At 61.6% G+C, this 20,468-nt stretch carries 15 protein-coding genes and 1 pseudogene; 7 read left to right on the plus strand and 9 right to left on the minus strand.

Annotation, left to right across the window (positions count from 1 at the left end):
* The first annotated feature begins 74 nt into the window (after window positions 1-74).
* Complete coding sequence (locus JMN22_RS06260; RefSeq protein WP_030140947.1) at window positions 75-845, plus strand: ParA family protein; 771 nt, start codon at window positions 75-77, stop codon at window positions 843-845.
* A gap of 121 nt (window positions 846-966) precedes the next feature.
* On the opposite strand, the gene trxC is transcribed toward JMN22_RS06260, so the two are convergent.
* Both trxC and ycaC read right to left on the minus strand, forming a co-directional pair.
* Entirely contained in the window at window positions 967-1,389 is a 423-nt protein-coding gene (gene trxC / locus JMN22_RS06265) for a thioredoxin TrxC (protein WP_198797423.1), read from the minus strand.
* Window positions 1,390-1,563: 174 nt separating this feature from the next.
* Window positions 1,564-2,190, minus strand: a complete 627-nt coding sequence (ycaC, locus tag JMN22_RS06270; RefSeq protein ID WP_030140945.1) for an isochorismate family cysteine hydrolase YcaC — start codon at window positions 2,188-2,190, stop codon at window positions 1,564-1,566.
* Between the two features lie 202 nt (window positions 2,191-2,392).
* Between ycaC and JMN22_RS06275 the strand changes: the two genes are divergently transcribed.
* The 4 genes from JMN22_RS06275 to JMN22_RS06290 all read left to right on the plus strand — a co-directional run bounded on the left by JMN22_RS06275 (window position 2,393) and on the right by JMN22_RS06290 (window position 4,535).
* The gene (locus JMN22_RS06275; RefSeq protein WP_198797428.1) at window positions 2,393-3,301 is read left to right on the plus strand and encodes a LysR substrate-binding domain-containing protein; all 909 of its coding nucleotides are present in this window, start codon (window positions 2,393-2,395) and stop codon (window positions 3,299-3,301) included.
* Between the two features lie 103 nt (window positions 3,302-3,404).
* Window positions 3,405-3,674 (plus strand): hypothetical protein, encoded by a 270-nt coding sequence (locus JMN22_RS06280; RefSeq protein WP_030140943.1) that lies wholly within the window; start codon window positions 3,405-3,407, stop codon window positions 3,672-3,674.
* A 166-nt stretch (window positions 3,675-3,840) separates the two neighbouring features.
* Entirely contained in the window at window positions 3,841-4,137 is a 297-nt protein-coding gene (locus JMN22_RS06285; protein WP_030140942.1) for a type II toxin-antitoxin system HigB family toxin, read from the plus strand.
* A complete protein-coding gene (locus JMN22_RS06290) occupies window positions 4,134-4,535 on the plus strand; it encodes a helix-turn-helix domain-containing protein (protein ID WP_030140941.1) in 402 nt (133 codons plus the stop codon). The genes JMN22_RS06285 and JMN22_RS06290 overlap by 4 nt, the downstream gene beginning before the upstream one ends.
* A gap of 50 nt (window positions 4,536-4,585) precedes the next feature.
* On the opposite strand, the gene selO is transcribed toward JMN22_RS06290, so the two are convergent.
* From selO to JMN22_RS26790, 5 genes and pseudogenes are all read right to left on the minus strand, one after another.
* Window positions 4,586-6,049, minus strand: coding sequence for a protein adenylyltransferase SelO (gene selO / locus JMN22_RS06295; RefSeq protein WP_198797424.1), 1,464 nt, complete (start codon window positions 6,047-6,049; stop codon window positions 4,586-4,588).
* Between the two features lie 37 nt (window positions 6,050-6,086).
* A complete protein-coding gene (gene mscK / locus JMN22_RS06300) occupies window positions 6,087-9,449 on the minus strand; it encodes a mechanosensitive channel MscK (RefSeq protein ID WP_198797425.1) in 3,363 nt (1,120 codons plus the stop codon).
* 35 nt (window positions 9,450-9,484) lie between these two features.
* Window positions 9,485-11,227 carry a potassium/proton antiporter gene (locus tag JMN22_RS06305; RefSeq protein WP_030140938.1) on the minus strand — a complete coding sequence of 581 codons (1,743 nt, stop codon included), beginning with the start codon at window positions 11,225-11,227 and terminating at the stop codon, window positions 9,485-9,487.
* A gap of 408 nt (window positions 11,228-11,635) precedes the next feature.
* A complete protein-coding gene (locus tag JMN22_RS26785; RefSeq protein WP_437128350.1) occupies window positions 11,636-12,508 on the minus strand; it encodes a methyl-accepting chemotaxis protein in 873 nt (290 codons plus the stop codon).
* A 30-nt stretch (window positions 12,509-12,538) separates the two neighbouring features.
* Window positions 12,539-13,261: pseudogene (locus tag JMN22_RS26790) on the minus strand (MCP four helix bundle domain-containing protein); the annotation flags it as partial.
* 254 nt (window positions 13,262-13,515) lie between these two features.
* Between JMN22_RS26790 and JMN22_RS06315 the strand changes: the two are divergent.
* Both JMN22_RS06315 and JMN22_RS06320 read left to right on the plus strand, forming a co-directional pair.
* Window positions 13,516-13,746: a hypothetical protein gene (locus JMN22_RS06315; protein ID WP_030140935.1), complete on the plus strand. Its 231-nt coding sequence runs from the start codon at window positions 13,516-13,518 to the stop codon at window positions 13,744-13,746.
* The gene (locus JMN22_RS06320) at window positions 13,743-14,045 is read left to right on the plus strand and encodes a cell division protein ZapA (RefSeq protein ID WP_030140934.1); all 303 of its coding nucleotides are present in this window, start codon (window positions 13,743-13,745) and stop codon (window positions 14,043-14,045) included. The genes JMN22_RS06315 and JMN22_RS06320 overlap by 4 nt, the downstream gene beginning before the upstream one ends.
* A 227-nt stretch (window positions 14,046-14,272) precedes the next feature.
* Here JMN22_RS06320 and JMN22_RS06325 read toward each other — a convergent pair whose 3' ends face one another.
* Window positions 14,273-16,075, minus strand: coding sequence for an acyl-CoA dehydrogenase (locus JMN22_RS06325; protein WP_198797245.1), 1,803 nt, complete (start codon window positions 16,073-16,075; stop codon window positions 14,273-14,275).
* A 241-nt stretch (window positions 16,076-16,316) separates the two neighbouring features.
* The gene (putA, locus tag JMN22_RS06330; RefSeq protein WP_198797244.1) at window positions 16,317-20,270 is read right to left on the minus strand and encodes a trifunctional transcriptional regulator/proline dehydrogenase/L-glutamate gamma-semialdehyde dehydrogenase; all 3,954 of its coding nucleotides are present in this window, start codon (window positions 20,268-20,270) and stop codon (window positions 16,317-16,319) included.
* Between the last annotated feature and the right edge of the window lie 198 nt (window positions 20,271-20,468).

Below are 20,468 nucleotides of genomic sequence, written 5' to 3' on the forward strand. Positions count from 1 at the left end.
ATCCGTGTGCAAGGTAGCGAAGCGGTGTCTTGGGCAACTACACTCGGTCATCTTTGATGCACGGAGGTTTTGACATGCGGCGTGTGGTGTTCAATCAGAAGGGTGGCGTGGGCAAGTCCAGCATCGCCTGCAATCTGGCGGCCGTGAGCGCCAGCGAGGGTTATCGCACGCTATTGGTCGACCTGGACGCCCAGGCCAACTCCACTCAATACCTGACCGGCCTGACGGGCGATGATATTCCCATGGGCATCGCCGACTTTTTCAAGCAGACCCTCTCATCGGGGCCCTTTTCGAAAAAGAACAAGGTCGATATCTACGAAACGCCTTTCGACAACCTGCACGTCATCACCGCCACGGCGGAGCTGACGGACCTGCAGCCCAAGCTCGAGGCGAAACACAAGATCAACAAGCTGCGCAAGCTGCTCGAAGAGCTGGACGAGGATTACGACCGGATTTACCTGGACACCCCGCCAGCGTTGAATTTCTATGCAGTTTCAGCGTTGATTGCCGCTGATCGCGTATTGATCCCCTTCGACTGCGACAGTTTTTCGCGCCAGGCGCTGTATGGCCTGATGGCGGAAATCGAGGAACTCAAGGACGACCATAACGAAGCGTTGGAAGTGGAAGGAATTGTCGTCAACCAGTTCCAGGCCCGCGCCAGCCTGCCGCAACAGATTCTCGATGAGTTGATCGCCGAAGGCTTGCCGGTGTTGCCCGTGTACCTGAGCAGTTCAGTGCGCATGCGTGAATCGCACCAGGCCAGCCTGCCACTGATCCACCTGGACCCGCGGCATAAACTGACCCAGCAGTTCGTGGAGTTGCATAGCCTGCTGGAAAGCGCCTGACTGATCATGCAAATCCCATGTGGGAGCGGGCTTGCTCGCGAATGCGGTGTTTCAGGCACATAAATGTCGACTGACACGCCGCATTCGCGAGCAAGCCCGCTCCCACGCTTATCCCATGGCTTCAAATCCCCTGGCTGCGCAGCCAACTCATCAACTGCGGCAACGGAAACGCCCCGCTCTGGCGCGCAACCTCCCGGCCATCCTTGAACAGAATCAAGCTGGGAATCGAACGGATCCCCAGCTGCGCCGACAACTGCTGATTGGCCTCGCTGTCGAGCTTGGCCAACCGGCATTTGCCCGCCAACTGCGCGGCGGCCTGTTCGAACACCGGCGCGAAGGATTTGCACGGTCCGCACCAGTCCGCCCAGACGTCCACCAGCAACGGCAGGTCGCCCTTGATCTGGCTGGCGTAGTCGCCTTGCTTGAGTTCGAAGGGTGTGTTCAACAGCAATTGCGCCTTGCAGCGACCGCATTTGGGCTGGTCGCCGAGGCGTTCGGCGGGGATGCGGTTGAGTCCGTTGCAGTGGGGGCAGGGGATCAGCATCGGTCAGTCTCCACGGAAAATCATTAGGCATGGATTGAACACTATATAGAAGCCGCCACGAAACCTTGTGGGAGCGAGCTTGCTCGCGATGGCGGTGTGTCAGCCAATATTGCATCGACTGTCAGGGCGCTATCGCGAGCAAGCTCGCTCCCACAGGGGTATTGGTGTTGCTGATTATTTGCCGTTGGTCAGCGTGTTGTAGCTGGTCATCAGGTTGCGGTAGTCCGGGATGTGGTTGGAGAACAAGGTCGCCAGACCTTCCACGTCGTTGCGCCAGTCGCGGTGCAGTTCGCAGGCCAGGCCGAACCAGGTCATCAGTTGTGCACCCGACGACGACATGCGGTCCCAGGCCGATTGACGGGTCAGTTCGTTGAACGTGCCGGAAGCGTCGGTGACCACGAATACTTCGAAACCTTCGGCCAGGGCCGACAGGGCCGGGAAGGCGACGCAGACTTCAGTCACGACGCCAGCGATGATCAGTTGTTTCTTGCCGGTGGCCTTGATTGCCTTGACGAAGTCTTCGTTGTCCCAAGCGTTGATCTGACCAGGGCGAGCGATGTACGGAGCGTCCGGGAACAAGGTCTTGAGTTCTGGCATCAGCGGGCCGTTGGGGCCGGTTTCGAAGCTGGTGGTGAGGATGGTTGGCAGTTGGAAGTATTTTGCCAGGTCAGCCAGGGCCAGCACGTTGTTCTTGAAACGGTCCGGGTCGATGTCGCGTACCAGCGACAGCAGGCCAGCCTGGTGATCGACCAGCAGAACGGCGGCGTTATCTTTGTCGAGACGGTTGTAGGAAGTAGTCATGGCGTAGCCCTCATTAAGTTTTGGTTGCCGAAGGTTTCGGCGTGGTTAAGGTTTTTAATGCCGGTGCAGCGATTGATCGGTGACTCATCTGGCCGAAGCGCCGGTTTCAATCCGTGTTGCGTTTCGATGTGTGTAGATTAAAACTGGCACCTTTGATGCGCTAGACTGCGAAAATCAGCCTTAGCGTTCTATTTGGAGAACGATCATCGAAGATCTCAACACGCTGTACTACTTCACCCAGGTGGTTGAGCACCGTGGATTCGCTGCGGCCGGTCGGGCGCTGGACATGCCCAAATCCAAGCTGAGCCGGCGTATTGCTCTGTTGGAGGAGCGGCTCGGGGTGCGTTTGCTTCATCGCACCAGCCGGCATTGCACGTTGACCGAGATCGGCCAGGCCTATTACCAGCGTTGCCTGGCGATGCGGGTCGAGGCCGAGAGCGCCGCCGAAGTGATCGAGCGCAACCGCTCCGAACCCCAGGGGCTGGTGCGCATCAGCTGTCCGACAGCGCTGCTCAACAGCTGGGTCGGGCCGATGCTGACTCGCTACATGCTCAAATATCCGCGGGTGGAGCTGTTCATCGAGAGCACCAACCGCCGGGTCGACCTGATCCATGAAGGTTTCGATATCGCCCTGCGGGTGCGCTTTCCGCCGCTGGAAAACACCGACATGGTCATGAAAGTGCTGAGCAACAGCACTCAATGCCTGGTGGGCAGCCCGGCATTTGTGCAGCATCTGTCCTCACCGGCGTCCCCGGCGGACCTCAACGGCTTGCCGAGCGTGCATTGGGGCGGTGCGCAGCGGGAATACCAGTGGGAACTGTTCGGCCCGGACGGCGCCCGCGCATTGATTCGCCATGAGCCGCGCATGGTCACTGATGACCTGTTGGCCCTGCGGCATGCCGTGCTGGCGGGTATTGGCGTCGCCCATTTGCCCAGCGTGGTGGTGCGCGAGGACATTGCTGCCGGACGGCTGGTGGAGCTGGTACCGGGCTGGACGCCGAAGTGCGGGATTGTCCATGCGATCTTTGCTTCACGGCGCGGGTTGCTGCCGTCGGTGCGTACGTTGATTGATTTCCTGGCCGAGGAATTCAGTCACAGCGATATGGCGTAGGGCGCTGGACGTTGCCTTCTCCGGGTTGCCATTCATCAGATGCGCCGCACTGTAGGCGCGCGGCGCCCTCAAAAGTCATACCTGTTCACAACCAGGAGGTCCCATGAGCAACCCTCAAGACCCAACCACCCCCCAGGCACTGGACAACCCCAATGACGACGGCTTTGTCCTCGGCACCGCCGGCCGCGACGAAGACCCCAACGCGGCCCCGGCCTATGCCACCGACAGTCGCCATGATCGCGATGAATTGACCCCGGAAGACGCCCGCGGCATGCCCGGTTATCCGGAGGAGAAGCCGCCGAAAGAGCCGGCTGGCGAAGAAGCGGAATCAGGGATCGAGACGCCCGAACAGGGGAATGATAAGGCGGGGTAAGCACATGGCTCATACCTGCTCACATTTCTTCCAAATGATCAGAGCCTTCGGCGACTAGGCTGAAATTCTGCAAATCAACCCGTCTATCTGACTGGCGTTATCGCAATTTGCGATGCGCCAGTTTTGTGTTTAACTCCCCTATAGCAAAATGCGATAAGGATGTTGCATGCATGTGATCACTGAGAAGCGCATTTGGGAGGCCAAGGAGAAATGGCCGCATTCTGCCAATGCGCTGGATCAATGGTATCGGCTGATCAAGCGCAACAGCCCGGCGGATTACGCGGCGATGAAATCCATATTTCCGGCAACTGATAAGGTCGGTCCGCTACACGTGTTTGACATCGGAGGAAACAAGTTGCGGCTGATAGCGGTGATTCGATATCGACCCCAACGCCTCTATATCAAATGCGTGCTCGACCATCGGGAATACGATAGAGGCAAATGGAAGGAGGAGAAGGGATGAGTGCACTGATTGAACAAGTCGCCGCTCATTGGGAGTTTGTGTCGCCCCTGTTGCGCAAGCCCAGGGACGAAGACGATTACGACCGCTTGGTCGGAGCGCTCGATGAACTGTTGGAATTGGTTGGCGAAGATGAAGCCCATCCACTGATGAGCCTGGTTGACATCATCGGTGAATGGATCGAGGCCTGGGACCATCAACACCGGCCGATGCCCAAGGCAACTGGCGTTGAAACCCTTCGTTATCTGATGCGTGAGCACGGTTTGAGCCAGAGCGATTTGCCGGGTATAGGCGCCCAGTCGGTGGTGTCGGAGATATTGAGTGGCAAACGCCAGCTGAATTTAAGGCAGATTCGCTGGTTGTCGGAGCGCTTTGGCGTATCGGTTGAGACCTTTATTTGAAAGCTTGGCGCACTCACTGTGGCAAGGGAGCAAGCTCCCTCGCCACAGGGTTACGACGAGCAACTGATCTCCAGATGCTTGCCCCATTCCGGCGGCCGCTCGGCGTAGCTGTCCATCCCCGGTTGTTCTTCAAACGGGTTGCTCAGCACGGTGTGCAGGCGGCGGACTTCTTCGTAGTCGCCTGACTCGGCGGCGTCGATGGCTTTTTGTGCCAGGTAATTGCGCAGCACGTACAGCGGATTGACCGCGTGCATGCGAGCGCGACGCTGGTCTTGATCGACGGGGCCTTCCCGGTTGACCCGGGCGACATACAACTCGGCCCAGGCATCGAAACCCTTCAGGTCGACGAAGTCATCGCGCAAGGTGGCGACGGCTTGCTCCGGCGATTGCTCGCCCAGGCGGCGGAAGAACAGGCTGTAGTCGACGCCGCTGTTCTGCATCAGTTGCAGCAGGCGTTCCACCAGTTTCTGGTCCTCCTCTTCGGCGACGGTCAGGCCGAGGCGGCGGCGCATCAGGTCCAGGTAATGGGCCTGGTACAGCGGCAAGTACAAGCCGAGGGTCTCGCGCAGGGCTTCGACGCTGATGAAAGGCGTCAGGGCCTGGGCCAGGGCGCTGAGGTTCCACTGGCCGATGGGCACCTGGTTGCTGAACGAGTAGCGACCCTGGTCATCGGAGTGGTTGCAGATGAAGTTGGCGTCGAAATCGTCGAGGAAGGCGAACGGCCCGAAGTCGAAGGTGATGCCCAGGATCGACATGTTGTCGGTGTTCATCACGCCGTGGCAGAAACCATAGGCCTGCCACTTGGCAATCAGCTCGGCGTTGCGCTCGACGATTTCACGGTACATCGCCAGGTACGGTTCCGGCTGCTCCCTGCATTCGGCGAAGTGCAGGTTCAGTACATGCTCGGCCAGGGTGGCCTGCAGCTCCGGCTTCTTGGTGTAGTAGAAATATTCGAAATGCCCGAAGCGCACATGGCTCGGCGCCAGGCGCAGCACCATGGCGGCACGCTCCTGTTTTTCCCGCCACACCGGCGTGTCCGAGCCGATCACGCACAACGCGCGCGTCGTAGGGATCCCCAGTGCATGCAGGGCTTCGGAGGCGAGGAATTCGCGGATCGAGGAGCGCAGCACCGCGCGTCCGTCGCCCATTCGCGAAAACGGCGTCTGGCCGGCGCCCTTGAGGTGCAGGTCCCAATGCTCGCCGGCCTCGTTGTACACCTCGCCCAGCAGCAACCCACGGCCATCGCCCAATTGCGGGTTGTAGTGACCGAACTGATGCCCCGAATACACCATCGCCCGCGGCTCGGTTTCAGCCCAGAGCTTATGGCCGCCGAAGATCTCTGCGAACAGCGGTGTCTCGGCTTCTACCGGCTCCAGGTCCAGCAACGCCATGGCCGCCGGGCTGGCAACCACCAGGCGCGGGTTGTCGATGGGTTCGGGCAGCACGTGGGCCGAGAAACCGTCGCCCAGGCAGGCGAAACGGTTATCGAAGGTCAGCGTTTCCAGCGTTTTCATGGCCGTCTCCGGCGGGACGCCCGCAGGCTCCCCGTTATCAGTCGAGCGCGTCCTGCGGCGGCTCGGGCACCGGCTTGATGCTGGCGACCGCCGAAGGCACGGGTGTAATGGTCTTTTTGTCGGGCTCGGCAGGCACCAGTTTGTATTCCTGGCCTTGCAGATTCTTCAGATAGATTTCCATCTGCCGGAAGGAGATGTTGATGTGCTCCTTCTTGAATTCCCGATTGATGAAACGGTTGATCTCGTCGAGCACCGGGTTACGGTCGCCGAGGTCGCGCACGTGCATGCGCAGCTCATGGTCCAGGGTGCTTTCACCGAAGTTCAGGAAATACACGATCGGCTCCGGCTCCTTCAAGACGCGCGGATTGTCACGCGCGGCCTTGAGCAGCAGCTCGCGGACCCGGTCCAGGTCCGATCCGTAGTCCACGCCGAGTTTCAAGGTGACCCGGGTGACGGTGTCGGTGAGCGACCAGTTGATCAGCTGCCCGGTGATGAACGTCTTGTTCGGGACGATGATGTCCTTGCGGTCGAAGTCGGTGATGGTCGTCGCACGGATGCGGATCTTGCTCACCGTGCCCGACAGGTTGCCGATGGTGATGGTGTCGCCGATACGCACCGGACGCTCGAACAGGATCATGATGCCGGAGATGAAATTCGCGAAAATCTCCTGCATGCCGAAGCCCAGGCCCACCGACAGCGCGGCCACCAGCCATTGCAACTTGTCCCAGCTCACGCCGAGGGTGGACAGCGTGGTGACGAAACCGACGCCGGCGATCACGTAGGACAGCAGCGTGGTGGTTGCGTAGGCGCTGCCCTGGGCCAGGTTCAGCTTCGACAGCACGAACACTTCCAGCAGGCCCGGCAGGTTGCGCGCCAGGGCGAAGGTGATGCCGATGATGATCAGCGCGCCGAGCATGTCGCCGATGCTGATGGGCACCATGCTCATGTTGACGCCGGTGCCGCTGGTGTATTCGTAGAGGGTGATGTTGTCCAGGTACGAGAACACACTGATCAGGTCCGACCAGACCCAGTACAGCGCGGCCATGAAGCCGCCCAGCAAGGCAAGGCGGATCAGGCGCAGGGATTGCTCGTTGACCTTTTCGATGTCCAGGGTCGGCTCCTCGACCACCGCTTCGCCATCGCCGGCCTCCTTGGCCGCCTGGCGCTTGGCCAGGGCGCGCTGGTAGGCCAGGCGCCGCGCCGCAACCGAGAGACCGCGCACGAAGGTGGCCTCGATCACCAGCCAGAACATCAGCAAGTACAGCGTATTGATCAAGCGATCACTGAGTTTCAGCGCGGTGTAGTAATAGCCGAAGCAGACGGCGACGAACAACGCGATCGGCAACGCGGTGAACAGCACGCCGACGGCCTTGCGGAACAGCGAGGTGTTCTGGTGCGTCGGGCTGCTGAGCAGCAGTCGGCTGAGCAGCCAGGCCATCGAGGCGTAGCAGGTCAGCACCACCGGCATGCCGAGCACGTCATCGGCCAGGGCCGAGGGCTGCAATTCCGCCACCGCCACCACGGCCACCAAGGCCAGGACCACCAGCCCGAGCCGACGGATCCAGCTCTGGAGGAATTCGACCTGGGGTTTTTCCCAGCGGAAATGCAGTTCCGCCACGCCGCCCGGGGAGAGGATTCGATAGGCGGTGTAGAACACCAGCCAAGCCTGCCCGATCTGCAGCAGGGCCGCGCCGAGGTTGGTGTTCTGGCCGCGGGCGTCGATCTGCAAGGCGTAGCCGCACAAAGCCAGCGCCAGCGCCACCGGCATCGCCAACAGGATGTTGATCAGGATCGCCTGGGGCGTGTGCCACTGGCTGTCGCGCTTGAAGTGGCCGACATCCTGGTGGACCTTGTTCAGGCGCGCATACAGATTCTTGCGCCGCCACAGCAGCACGCCGATCAACAGCACCAGGGGCAGGAACAGCAAGGGCCGCTGGGTCAGGCCATCGGCCAGTTCACTCAGGCTCGAGGCCCAGGGCAGCGAGTCGACCTGTTTTTCCAGGCGAGCCGGCACGCCGCGCATCCATTCGAAATCAAGTGGTTTGTTGCTGGGGATCCAGAACATCTGTTCTTCAAGGGTGGCCCGCAGGCTCTGGGCAGTGCTGAGTAATTGTTTCTGGTTGAGCTGCAGCGTGATGGATTCGTTGAGCACCGCGCTCAATTCGCGGTTCAGGCGGTCCAGCAGGTCGACCCGGGTCAGGGCCAGTTCAAGCAAGGCCTTGCGCAGTTGCGGAGTGGCTTGCTCGGACGGTTGGGACGCCAGCAGGCTGTCGACGTAAGCCCCAGGGTTGTTCAGCAGCTCCCGTTGCTGGCTGACTTCGAACTGGTACAGGCGAATGTCGGCGATCTGGTCGGCCAGGTTCTGGTCGAGCTTCAGGCGCGGCAAGGTCTGGCGCTGTTTGTAGAGAATCTTGGAGAGCAGCAGGCTGCCCTTGAGCACGCTGATCTGCTCGTCCAGCGCGGCATCGGTCTGGGTGACGCTGTCCAGCAATTGCTTGGTCTGCAGGTTCTGCTGGGTAACTTCATTGAGCCGATCGGTGCTTTTGAGCAGGTAGTCGGAGAGTTTCAGGTTGTTTGTGCTTTCGGTCGCCAGCAGGCTGCTGCCGCCGGCCTTCTGCGCTTCGATGGATTGCTGCGTCACCGTCTCCTGGGACTGGGCCAGGCGTTTCTGGTTGATCAGGTTTTGCAGGTCCTGGATTTCCTGCTCCATGCGATCGATCTTTTCGCTCAGCAGGTCGTGCTGGCTGTTGCCCAGATCTTGCAACTGGCTGTTGCCGGCCAGTTCCTGGCGACGCAAGGGGATCAGCGCGTTGAGTGCCGCCAGCTCGGCGTTGAGTTGGTCGCGCTGCTCGGCGCTCAAGGCTTTGCCTGCATCCCTGCCGCTCTTGAGGGTGGCGTTGATCTGCTGGATTCGGGTCTGGCTGCTGGCGATTTCCGCCTGGGCGCGCTCGGGACGGGTCTGGGCGGTGATGACCAGGCTGTTGGCATCGGCCAGGGCTTTTTGCAGGTCGCTCTGCTGGGTGGAGCGCTCCGTCAGCATCTGTTCGAGCTGGGGAATCGGCAGGTTGGCGTAGCGCTGCGCCACCGGCACCGCATTAGAGCTCTTGAGCCGTGCCAGCTCGCGCTGGTTCTCGATGTTCTGCTTGGGTGCGTTGGCCAACTGTTGCTTGAGGGCAACCAGTTTCTGTTCGTAGTCGGCTTTGTTGCTGAGCTGGGCCAGGGTGTTCTGCAAGACGGCCTGCAGGGCCTTCTGGTCGGCCTCCGGCAGTTTGCGATCGGCGATCTTGTCCAGGCTCGCCTGGACTGAGGCGCTGGTGGGCGGTTCAGCGGCGTGCGCCGTGCAGATGGAAAGACTCAGGCCCAGCAGGGCGACGGCAAGAAAGGAGCGCAGGGTAGGCATAGAGACCGGTCAAGCAAGTGAGAATGGGGAGCAGTTTAGAGGAACAAGCCGGGACCCGGGCGACTTCCTTCGGGGAATCTGACGCCCACTTTGCCGATCTTGTTCCCGTCCATGACCGCGACGGTCCACAGGGTGTTGTTCCAGTCCACCTGGTCGCCGACTACTGGCGCACCGCCCACTTTCTGGGCAATGAAACGGCCCAGGGTCATGTCCGGATCGATGCCGTCCAGCTTCAACCCGTAGAGGGCTGCGACCGCGGCCAACTGGGCGTCTCCTTCGAGCACGAAGTCGCCGAAGAAGCGCAAATCCAGACCTCGTTGCGGTGCCTGGCTGAACAGTTTTCCAAGGGCTGGCAAGTCGTGTTCATGGCCGATAACACACAGCAAATCATCGACTTCCAACACCGTACTACCCGACGGATGGAGCAGTTGCTGGCCACGAAAAAGGGCCGCGATGCGCGTTCCGTCGGGCATTTTCAGGTCGCGCAAAGGTGAACCGATGCACCATTTCTCGGCACCGAGGCGATAAATGAACAGTTCCCACTCGCTGGTGACATGGACTTCCAGCGCCGCCCGGGAAATCGGCAAGGGCTCCGGCGGGACGGTCACATGCAACAGCTTGGCGACCCACGGCAGGCTCGTCCCCTGCACCAGCAGCGAGACCAGCACGATAAAGAAGGCCAGGTTGAAATAAAGCTGCGCGTGGGGCAAACCGGCCATCAGCGGGAACACCGCAAGAATGATCGGCACCGCGCCACGCAGGCCGACCCAGGAAATGAAGGCTTTTTCACGACCGTGGAACGCCTTGAACGGCAACAGACCGACCATGACCGACAGCGGGCGAGCGAACAGGATCATCCACAAGGCCAGGCCGAGGGCGGGCAGGGCGATGGGCAGCAGGTCATGGGGCGTGACCAGCAGGCCCAGGACCAGGAACATGCCGATCTGCGCCAGCCAGGCCATGCCATCGAGCATGTGAAGGATGCCGTGGCGGCTGCGCACCGGGCGATTGCCCAGCACCAGGCCGCAGAGGTACACCGCCAGGAAGCCACTGCCGTGCAGGGCGTTGGTCAGGGCGAACACGGCCAGGCCGCCGCTGATGACCAGGATCGGGTAGAGGCCGTTGGCCAGGTTGATACGGTTGACCAACTGCAACATCAACCAACCGCCGCCCAGGCCGAGCAGCGCACCGATACCGAACTCGCGCACCAGATGCCCGAGCAGGCTCCAATGCAGGCCGGTTTCCCCGCTGGCAAGCATGCCGATCAGCGTCACGGTCAGGAACACCGCCATGGGGTCGTTGCTGCCGGACTCGATTTCCAGCGTGGCGCTGACCCGCTCGTTCAAGCCTTTGCCGCCGAGCAGCGAGAACACCGCCGCGGCGTCGGTGGAGCCGACAATCGCGCCGATCAGCAAGCCCTGGATCAAGTTGAGGTTGAACAGCCACGCCGCCGCCATGCCGGTCAGCCCCGTGGTGATCAACACACCCACCGTCGCCAGCGACAACGCCGGCCACAATGCCACGCGAAAACTCGAGACCCGCGTGCGCAAGCCACCGTCCAGCAGGATGACCGCCAGTGCCAGGTTGCCGACCAGATAGGCCGTTGCGTAGTTGTCGAAAAGAATACCAGCGCCGTCGACACCGGCGACCATGCCCACGGCCAGGATGATCACCAGGATCGGGATGCCCAGGCGGGACGAAAGAGAACTCACCAGGATGCTCGCACCCACCAGCAACGCGCCGATCAAGAACAGGCTGTTGATGGTCGTCGCGGTCAAAGGCAGTACTCCGGGAATCAAGGGACAGGCACAAACTGACCATGCAGTCTGCGTGCCAGCGATTCTAACCTGTTGAAATGTGATGCTGTCAAAAAAGGTTTGGGGCTAGGGGGCTGGGCACAGCCTTGTGGGGGGGGGGGTTTTAAACCCACGGGGGGGGCTAACCCCCCCAACATTGAAGAAAAACAAGGGGGAGGGGATTTATCCCCGCTGGGCTGCGAAGCAGCCCCACTACTGTACTGCCATGCAGTCGGAAGGCGAGCGCTTTGCACTCGAGCGGGGATAAATCCCCTCGCCACAAGGGTTGTCGGCGATGAAAGACAAGGGCCGCTACGCGGCCCAACGGGAGCAAGCTCCCTCGCCACAAAAGCCAGGCGGATGATTGCTCACTATCATCCCTTACGCGGGTTAAAGGCTGAACCGCCCAACCATGCTGTTCAAATCCACCGCCAGGCGCGACAGTTCGGCGCTCGCGGCGCTGGTCTGGTTTGCGCCGGTGGCCGATTGCACCGACAGGTCGCGGATGTTCACCAGGTTGCGGTCCACTTCGCGGGCCACTTGGGCCTGTTCTTCGGCGGCGCTGGCGATCACCAGGTTGCGTTCGTTGATCTCGACGATGGCGCTGTTGATGGTGTCGAGGGACATGCCGGCACCGCGGGCGATGTTCAGCGTCGATTCGGCGCGTTCGGTGCTGTTGCGCATCGAATCCACGGCCTGTTCGGTGCCGCTCTGGATGCTGCCGATCATGCGTTCGATCTCGCTGGTCGACTGCTGGGTGCGGTGGGCCAGGGCGCGGACTTCGTCGGCGACCACGGCGAAACCACGACCGGCTTCACCGGCACGGGCGGCTTCGATGGCGGCGTTCAGGGCCAGCAGGTTGGTCTGGTCGGCCAGGCCACGGATCACATCGAGCACCTTGCCGATGTCGCGGGATTCATCGGCCAGGTTGCCGATCAGCGTGGCGGTGCTTTGTACGTCGACGCTCATGCGTTCGATGGCACCGACGGTTTCCTGTACCAGATCACGGCCGTCGCCTGCCGAAGTCGTGGCGTTCCTCGACGCTTCCGAGGTGCTGACCGCGTTGCGGGCAACTTCTTCCACGGCGCTGGTCATTTCGTTGACCGCGGTGGCGGCTTGTTCGATTTCGTTGTTCTGCTGGGTCAGGCCACGGGCGCTTTCGTCGGTGACGCTGTTGAGCTCTTCGGCGGCGGAAGCCAATTGCGTGGCCGAGCCGGAAATGCGCTGCAAGGTGTCACGCAGCTTGTCCTGCATGGTCGCCATGGCGCGCAGCAGGCGGCCGGCTTCGTCGCTGCCGTCGACGGTGATCGGCCGAGTCAGGTTGCCCTTGGCGATTTCCTCGGCGGCGTCCAACGCGTTGGCGATCGGCTTGGTGATGCTGTTGGTCAGCAGCCAGGCGAAGAGCAGGGTCAGGCCAGTGGCGACGATCAACATTGTCACGACCCAGGTGAAAGCCGTCGAGTACTGCTGCGCCGCGCTTTTATTGAAGGCTTCTGCTTGCAGGTCGTTGATCTCGGTCAGGCGAGCCAGGACCGCGTTGACGGCTTCCGAATTGGTCTGCAGGTCGTTACCGAGCAGGGTCCGCAGTTCGTCGACCTGGTTATTGCGTGAAAGGGTCTTCATGCGTTCTTCAAGTTGACGGTACTGATTCAGCAACTGCACGTATTGATCATAGGCGGCCCGTTCTTCCGGAGCGCTGATGAGCTTTTCATAGTTACTTTGAGCCGTGCGGATCTGCTGGTTGCGTTGCTCGAACAAATCGAAGGTTTTTTGCTGGGTGTCCGCTTCGCGGTTGGTCAGCAAGCGATACGACAGCACGCGCAGGCGCAGGGTCAGTTGGGTGAATTCGTTCAGGGCCTTGATGCTCGGCACGCTGTTTTCGACGATGTTTTCGCCGGACGTGCGGATCTTGCTCATCTGGCTCAAGGCAAACACGCCCAGGGCCAGCATCAGGGCGCCGATCAAGGCAAACCCCAGGAACGCCCGCGGCGCGATGTTCATATTACGTAAGGACATTGGAGGTACCGTGAAGATGCGCGTCCGTGCGGGACTGTGACTGGTTTCACTGAATTATCGGTCTGGCTATCCAAGTCTTGAGGGCGGTGCGTGTTTTTGTCGCACGGCTGCGCGACGGGGCGACGAAGGGTAGGAACCAGATTCCTGGCTCATAGTCTCTAAAACTCGCGAGCGAAGCACCGCAGCCTAAGTCGTGGCATCCGCGGTGACTTTTCTTTATCGTACGCGCCCCTTGAAAAAGCCTGGAAATCAATATGTTGGAAGCATCCCTGAGCCAACTGGAGCAACTGGTCACCGACCTGGTGCAACAGAACCGTCACCTCACCGGCCTGAACGAAACCCTGAGCGCCGAACTGGCCAAGGCCAAGGATGAAAACGAAAGCCTGCAACTGAACCTGATGGAGCAGGAAGAATTGCATGGCAGCACCGCTGCCCGCATCCAGACCCTGATCGAACGCGCCAGCAGCGCAACGGTTGGCGCATGAAGCACGTCGCCGACGGAGTGACGGTCGTCTCGATCCTGGGGGAGGACTATTCGATCAAGGCGCCGGCCGGGCAGGAGCAGGCGTTGCTGGACGCCGCTTCGATGCTCAAGGCAGCCCTGGCCGACACCAAGCGCAAATACCCGACATTGATCGGCGACCGCCTGCTGGTGCTGGCGGCCATGAACCTGTGTTCGCAGCAGATCGAAATGCAGAAGCAGCACCGAGCGGAGCTTGATCGGTGCCAGGAGCAGGTCAGCGCGACGGTCGAGGTAATTGCCAAGACCATTCAGCAGGCCTGAAGGCCGAGGGTTGGCAGCGATCAAACTGTGGGAGCGGCGGTGCGGCGATCCGACTTGCTCGCGAAAGCGGTGGGTCAGGCAAATCATTGGCAACTGACGTACCGCTTTCGCGAGCAAGCTCGCTCCCACAGTGAATCGGCGGGGTACGCCGATTTTGTGTTCAGTCGCAGCCTCTGTGGGAGCGAGCTTGCTCGCGATTGGATATCAGCCGCGCCACAAGACCCGGCTCAGAACCACTCATCCCGCATCCCCAGACACGTATCATCCCGCGCCTCAAGAATTGCCAGTTCATGTTGGCAACCCGGCACTTCCCAAGTCAGGAAGTACCGCGCCGCTTGCAGTTTGCCTTGATAGAAGTCGACATCCGCCGCGTTCCCCTTGGCCAAGCCATCCTCGGCACGAATCGCCTGTTCCAGCCAGCGCCAGCCGATCACCATGTGCCCGAACACCTTCAAGTACAGCGCCGAATTGGCGAGACTGCTGTTGACCTTGCCTTGGGCCAGGTCGGTCAGCAGGCCGAGGGTGACTGTTTGCAGGCGCGCTACCAAGGCTTCCAGCGGCTGACGCAAGGGCGTTAACGATTCATACGCTTGGGCGCGCTCGGTGGTGTCGGCCACCAGCCGAATCAGTTGCTTGAGCCCGGCGCCGCCGTTCTGCGCCAGTTTGCGTCCCAGCAAGTCCAGGGACTGGATGCCGTGGGTGCCCTCATGGATCGGGTTCAGGCGGTTGTCGCGGTAATACTGCTCCACCGGGTATTCGCGGGTGTAGCCATGGCCGCCGAGGATCTGGATCGCCAGTTCGTTGGCCTTCAGGCAGAACTCCGACGGCCATGACTTGACGATCGGCGTGAGCAGGTCGAGCAATTCATGGGCGCGCCGGCGCTCGGCTTCGCTTTCCAGCGTGGTGGTGTCGTCGAACAGCCGGGCCGCGTACAGGCCGAGGTCGAACGAACCTTCCACATACGCCTTTTGCGTCAGCAACATGCGGCGCACGTCGGCGTGCTGGATGATCGGCACCGGCGCGGTGGTCGGGTCCTTGCTGTCGGGCACCCGGCCTTGCGGGCGTTCGCGGGCGTACTCAAGGGAATATAAATAGCCGGCGTAACCCAGCATCACCGCGCCCATGCCGACGCCAATCCGCGCCTCGTTCATCATCTGGAACATGTAGCTCAGGCCGTGGTGCGGTTTTCCTACGAGGTAACCGACACATTCGCCGTTGTCGCCGAAGTTCAGCGCTGTGGACGTGGTGCCACGCCAGCCCATCTTGTGAAACAGTCCGGCCAAGAGCACGTCGTTACGCCGGCCGAGGCTGCCGTCGGCGTTGACCAGGAACTTGGGCACGATAAACAGCGAGATGCCCTTCACGCCCGGTGGCGCATCGGGCAGTTTCGCCAAGACCATGTGGACGATGTTTTCCGATAGCGGATGGTCGCCGCCGGAGATAAAAATCTTGTTGCCCTTGAGCCGATAGGTGCCGTCGGACGCCGGTTCTGCGCGTGTACGAATATCCGACAGCGATGAGCCCGCGTGAGGTTCGGTCAGGGCCATGGTGCCGAAGAAGCGACCGTCGATCATCGGCTGCAGGAAGCGTTGTTTCTGCTCCTCGCTGCCGAAGCTTTCGATCAGGTTCGCGGCGCCCATGGTCAGGAACGGATAAGACGTCGAAGCGGCGTTGGCCGCCTGGAAATGCGCAAAGCAAGCCTGGGACAACAACGTCGGCAATTGCATGCCGCCGGCCTCGAAGCTGCGCGCGGCATTGAGGAAACCTGCCTCGAGGAAGGCATCCACCGCTGGCTTCACTTCCGGGATCAGGATGGCCTGGCCGTTTTCGTAGCGTGGTTCGTTTTCGTCGTTCTTGCGGTTGTGGGGTGCGAAGTATTTTTCGGCGATGCTGCGCGCCGTGCCGATGGCCGCGTCGAAGGTTTCGCGGTTGTGCTCGGCAAACCGTTCGCGCTGGGTCAGGCCCTCGGCATCAAGGACTTCATACAGCTCGAAAGCCAGATTGCGGGAACTGAGCAGCGTCTCGGACATGGCGGCCTACCTTTTCTTGGAATGGGCCGAGTCTAGGTCTGGGAATGGAGGCTGAACAGGATGATTGATGCTAGTGATGCAGAGGTGCGGGCGACACTAATCCCAAGTGGGAGCGAGCTTGCTCGCGATAGCGGTGTACCAGTCCAACAAAAAAGACTGTACCCCCCCAAAAGCCAGGCACCCAGCACCCACAGGGGATTCGGTTACCAGGCACCTATTGCAGGTGCCTGGCTTACAGCGTTTAGCCGATGGTCATCAGGCTGGCGTTACCACCCGCCGCAGCAGTGTTGACGCTCAGCGCGCGTTCGATCACCAGGCGCTCCAACGCGATGTTGGTTTCACCTTGAGACAAGCCATGCACCCCGACGATCGCCCCGGCGCGCTTGGCGACCTGCTGGCAGACACCGCGCAGTTGATCCGAATCGCCGTGATGCAGGACTGCGTCGAACAGCACGTCGTCCTTGGTCCAATCGGCAACGCGCTGGATGCGTGCCTGAATCTCCTTCGGCAAGCGTGCGAACAAAGCCTTGCTGGTGTCGGTTTCCGGCCATACGGCCGAGCCGCCCACGGCCAGGACGGCCGCCAGTTGCGTGAGCAGGTCGCCTTCCACGTCCGCCAGGCACAGCACATGCTCGCGCGGCAGGATGGCGTAGCTGTTGCGTTCGCCGGTCGGGCCGGTGAGCTGGCGGGTGATGCCGCTTTGCGATTGGGCGGCGAACTGCACGCACAGGGCGCTCAGTTCGGCGAGCTTCTGGCTGTCAGCCCAGGTTTGCAGGGCGGTCAGCGGCTTGCTCATGGCGTCGCGCAAACGCAGGTCCGGCGCGGCCAAAGCATCGCCACGGACGAAGGATTGCTGAATCGCATCGGTAGGACGGGTCGACAGCAGGCGGTACAGGTACAGCGGACCGCCGGCCTTCGGACCGGTGCCCGACAGGCCTTCGCCACCGAACGGCTGCACACCGACCACGGCGCCGACGATGTTGCGGTTCACGTAGACGTTACCGGCATGCACATTGTCGATGACCTTGGCGATGGTCTCGTCGATGCGAGTGTGCACGCCCAGGGTCAAGCCGTAGCCGGAGGCGTTGATCTGATTGATCAACTGATCCAGCTCCTTGCGCTTGTAGCGAACCACGTGCAGCACCGGGCCGAAGATCTCGCGTTGCAGCTCATCGAAGCTTTCCAGCTCGATCAGCGTCGGCATCACGAAGGTGCCGCGCTTGCATTCGTCGCTGTCGGCAATCGCCATCTGGTACACGGTGCGACCTTTGTCGCGCATGGCCTGGATGTGTTTCTCGATGCCGGCCTTGGCCTCGGCGTCGATTACCGGGCCGATATCAACGGACAGGCGCTCCGGGTTGCCGAGGCGCGATTCGGCCATGGCGCCCTTGAGCATTTCGATGACGCGGTCGGCGGAATCTTCCTGCAGGCACAGCACGCGCAGGGCCGAGCAACGTTGGCCGGCGCTGTCGAAGGCCGAGGACACCACGTCGATGACCACTTGTTCGGTCAGGGCCGAGGAGTCGACGATCATGGCGTTCTGGCCGCCGGTCTCGGCGATCAGCGGGATCGGGCGGCCCTGGTTGTCCAGGCGTCCGGCGATGTTGCGTTGTAGCAGGCGAGCGACTTCGGTGGAGCCGGTGAACATCACGCCTTTGACGCGATCATCACCCACCAGGCGGGCACCGACGGTTTCGCCGCGGCCCGGCAGCAGTTGCAGGACGCCTTCCGGAATACCGGCTTCGAGCATCAGGCGCACAGCCTGGGCCGCGACCAATGGGGTCTGTTCGGCGGGCTTGGCCAGGACCGGGTTGCCGGCGGCCAGTGCGGCGGCGACTTGGCCGCTGAAAATTGCCAGCGGGAAGTTCCACGGGCTGATGCAGACCACCGGGCCCAGTGGGCGGTGGGCATCGTTGGTGAAATCGTTGCGGGCCTGCACCGCGTAGTAGCGCAGGAAGTCCACGGCTTCGCGCACTTCGGCAATGGCGTTGGCGAAGGTCTTGCCAGCCTCGCGGGCCAGCAGGCCCATCAGCGGCTGGATCTCGCCTTCCATCAGGTCGGCGGCACGCTCTAGGATCGCGGCACGTTCGGCCGGCGGCGTGGCCTGCCAGATCGGTGCGGCGTTGAGGGCGCACTGGATCGCGTTGTCCACGTCCTCGACCGTGGCTTCCTGCACATGGCCGACCACATCGCGGTGATCGGACGGGTTCAGCACCGCTGCCGGGGTTTCTTCGCTGGCGGCGCAACCGAGTATCGGCGCGGCTTTCCAGTCGTTATGGGCGGTGGCGAGCAGGGCGCAGGACAACGAGGCCAGGCGATGTTCGTTGGCCAGGTCGATGCCGCTGGAGTTGGCGCGTTCGCTGCCGTACAGGTCGCGCGGCAACGGGATGCGCGGATGCGGCAGGCCGAAGCCGCCTTCCAGTGTTGCCATCTGTTCGATGCTTGCCACCGGATCGGCCACCAGTTCCTGGATGGAAATCGACTGGTCGGCGATGCGGTTGACGAACGAGGTGTTGGCGCCATTTTCCAGCAGGCGACGCACCAGGTAGGCCAGCAGTGTTTCGTGGGTGCCGACCGGAGCATACACGCGGCACGGACGGTTCAGCTTGCCTTCGGAGACTTTGCCTACGACTTGCTCGTACAGCGGTTCACCCATGCCGTGCAGGCACTGGAATTCGTACTGGCCCGGGTAATAGTTCTGACCCGCGATGTGGTAGATGGCTGCCAGGGTATGGGCGTTGTGCGTGGCGAACTGCGGGTAGATGACTTCTGGCACCGACAGCAACTTGCGGGCGCAAGCGATGTAGGAAACGTCGGTGTACACCTTGCGGGTGTAGACCGGGTAGCCTTCCAGGCCTTCGACCTGGGCGCGCTTGATCTCGCTGTCCCAGTACGCGCCTTTTACCAGGCGGATCATCAGGCGGTGACGGCTGCGACGAGCGAGGTCGATCACATAATCGATCACGTACGGGCAACGCTTCTGGTACGCCTGGATCACGAAGCCGATGCCGTTCCAGCCGGTCAGTTGCGGCTCGAAGCACAGGCGCTCCAGCAGGTCCAGGGACAGTTCGAGGCGGTCGGCCTCTTCGGCGTCGATGTTGAGGCCGATGTCGTATTGCTTGGCCAGCAGGGTCAGCGACAGCAGGCGCGGGTACAGCTCGTCCATCACACGTTCGTACTGGGCGCGGCTGTAGCGCGGGTGCAGGGCCGAGAGCTTGATGGAAATGCCCGGGCCTTCATAAATCCCACGGCCATGGGACGCCTTGCCGATCGAATGGATGGCTTGTTCGTACGAGGCCAGGTACTTCTGGGCGTCATGTTCGGTGAGCGCGGCTTCACCCAGCATGTCGTAGGAATAGCGGAAGCCCTTGGCTTCGAACTTGCTCGCGTTGGCCAGGGCCTCGGCGATGGTTTCGCCGGTGACGAACTGCTCGCCCATCAGGCGCATGGCCATGTCGACGCCCTTGCGGATCATCGGCTCGCCACTCTTGCCGATGATGCGGCTCAGGGAAGAGGTCAGGCCCGCTTCATTATGGGTGGCGACCAGCTTGCCGGTCAGCAGCAGGCCCCAGGTGGCGGCGTTGACGAACAGCGATGGGCTGTTACCCAAGTGCGGCTGCCAATTGCCGGTACTGATCTTGTCGCGAATCAGCGCATCGCGGGTGCCTTTGTCCGGAATGCGCAGCAGCGCCTCGGCCAGGCACATCAGGGCCACGCCTTCCTGGGACGACAGGGAAAATTCCTGCAGCAAGCCCTGAACAATACCGGCACGACCGCCGGCACTTTTCTGGTTACGCAGTTTTTCTGCAATGGAAGCCGCCAGCTTGTTGGTGGCTTCGGCCATCTCGGCCGGCAGGCGGGCCTGCTCGATCAGCATCGGCACCACTTCCGGCTCCGGGCGACGGTAAGCGGCGGTGATGGAAGCGCGCAAGACCGATTGCGGCAGGATGCTCTCGGCAAATTCGAGGAAGCATTGGTGAGCGTGGTCGACCTGCACGTCGCCAGCGTCATCGCTGTCGGCGCGAGGGGAACCGTTCAGCTCGGTCAGGGTTGCACCACCCTCGAGTTTTTCCAGGTAATTGAAAATCGCCTGTTTGATCAGCCAGTGTGGGGTGCGATCAATCGAGGTTGCGGCCGCCTTGAGGCGTTCGCGGGTCGGGTCGTCGAGTTTGACCCCAAGGGTGGTGGTAGCCATATTTTTATCCTCATGTTTGCCACGTACCGCGTGGCATCAGCTGGCGGCAAGATTAGCTGCGCGATGATTGAGGTGCAACCGGGTGCAACCGGTTTTTTGTCGAAATAATGAACAGCTCATCTGGAAGGGTAGGGCACGATTCCATGCTCGCACTCACATGGTGCGTCTCAGCCAGGAAAAAGGAAGGTTCTTGCACCA

This window comes from Pseudomonas sp. HB05 (assembly GCF_016756915.1).
Taxonomy (GTDB): domain Bacteria; phylum Pseudomonadota; class Gammaproteobacteria; order Pseudomonadales; family Pseudomonadaceae; genus Aquipseudomonas; species Aquipseudomonas alvandae.

What these genes read in the sequence shown, in the direction of transcription:
- putA (WP_198797244.1), bottom strand. Translation starts at nt 20,270, where the DNA reads ATGGCTACCACCACCCTTGGGGTCAAACTCGACGACCCGACCCGCGAA.
- JMN22_RS06320 (WP_030140934.1), top strand. Translation starts at nt 13,743, where the DNA reads ATGAAGCACGTCGCCGACGGAGTGACGGTCGTCTCGATCCTGGGGGAG.
- JMN22_RS26785 (WP_437128350.1), bottom strand. Translation starts at nt 12,508, where the DNA reads ATGGCGACCATGCAGGACAAGCTGCGTGACACCTTGCAGCGCATTTCC.
- JMN22_RS06325 (WP_198797245.1), bottom strand. Translation starts at nt 16,075, where the DNA reads ATGTCCGAGACGCTGCTCAGTTCCCGCAATCTGGCTTTCGAGCTGTAT.
- ycaC (WP_030140945.1), bottom strand. Translation starts at nt 2,190, where the DNA reads ATGACTACTTCCTACAACCGTCTCGACAAAGATAACGCCGCCGTTCTG.
- trxC (WP_198797423.1), bottom strand. Translation starts at nt 1,389, where the DNA reads ATGCTGATCCCCTGCCCCCACTGCAACGGACTCAACCGCATCCCCGCC.
- JMN22_RS06260 (WP_030140947.1), top strand. Translation starts at nt 75, where the DNA reads ATGCGGCGTGTGGTGTTCAATCAGAAGGGTGGCGTGGGCAAGTCCAGC.
- mscK (WP_198797425.1), bottom strand. Translation starts at nt 9,449, where the DNA reads ATGCCTACCCTGCGCTCCTTTCTTGCCGTCGCCCTGCTGGGCCTGAGT.
- selO (WP_198797424.1), bottom strand. Translation starts at nt 6,049, where the DNA reads ATGAAAACGCTGGAAACGCTGACCTTCGATAACCGTTTCGCCTGCCTG.
- JMN22_RS06285 (WP_030140942.1), top strand. Translation starts at nt 3,841, where the DNA reads ATGCATGTGATCACTGAGAAGCGCATTTGGGAGGCCAAGGAGAAATGG.
- JMN22_RS06315 (WP_030140935.1), top strand. Translation starts at nt 13,516, where the DNA reads ATGTTGGAAGCATCCCTGAGCCAACTGGAGCAACTGGTCACCGACCTG.
- JMN22_RS06290 (WP_030140941.1), top strand. Translation starts at nt 4,134, where the DNA reads ATGAGTGCACTGATTGAACAAGTCGCCGCTCATTGGGAGTTTGTGTCG.
- JMN22_RS06280 (WP_030140943.1), top strand. Translation starts at nt 3,405, where the DNA reads ATGAGCAACCCTCAAGACCCAACCACCCCCCAGGCACTGGACAACCCC.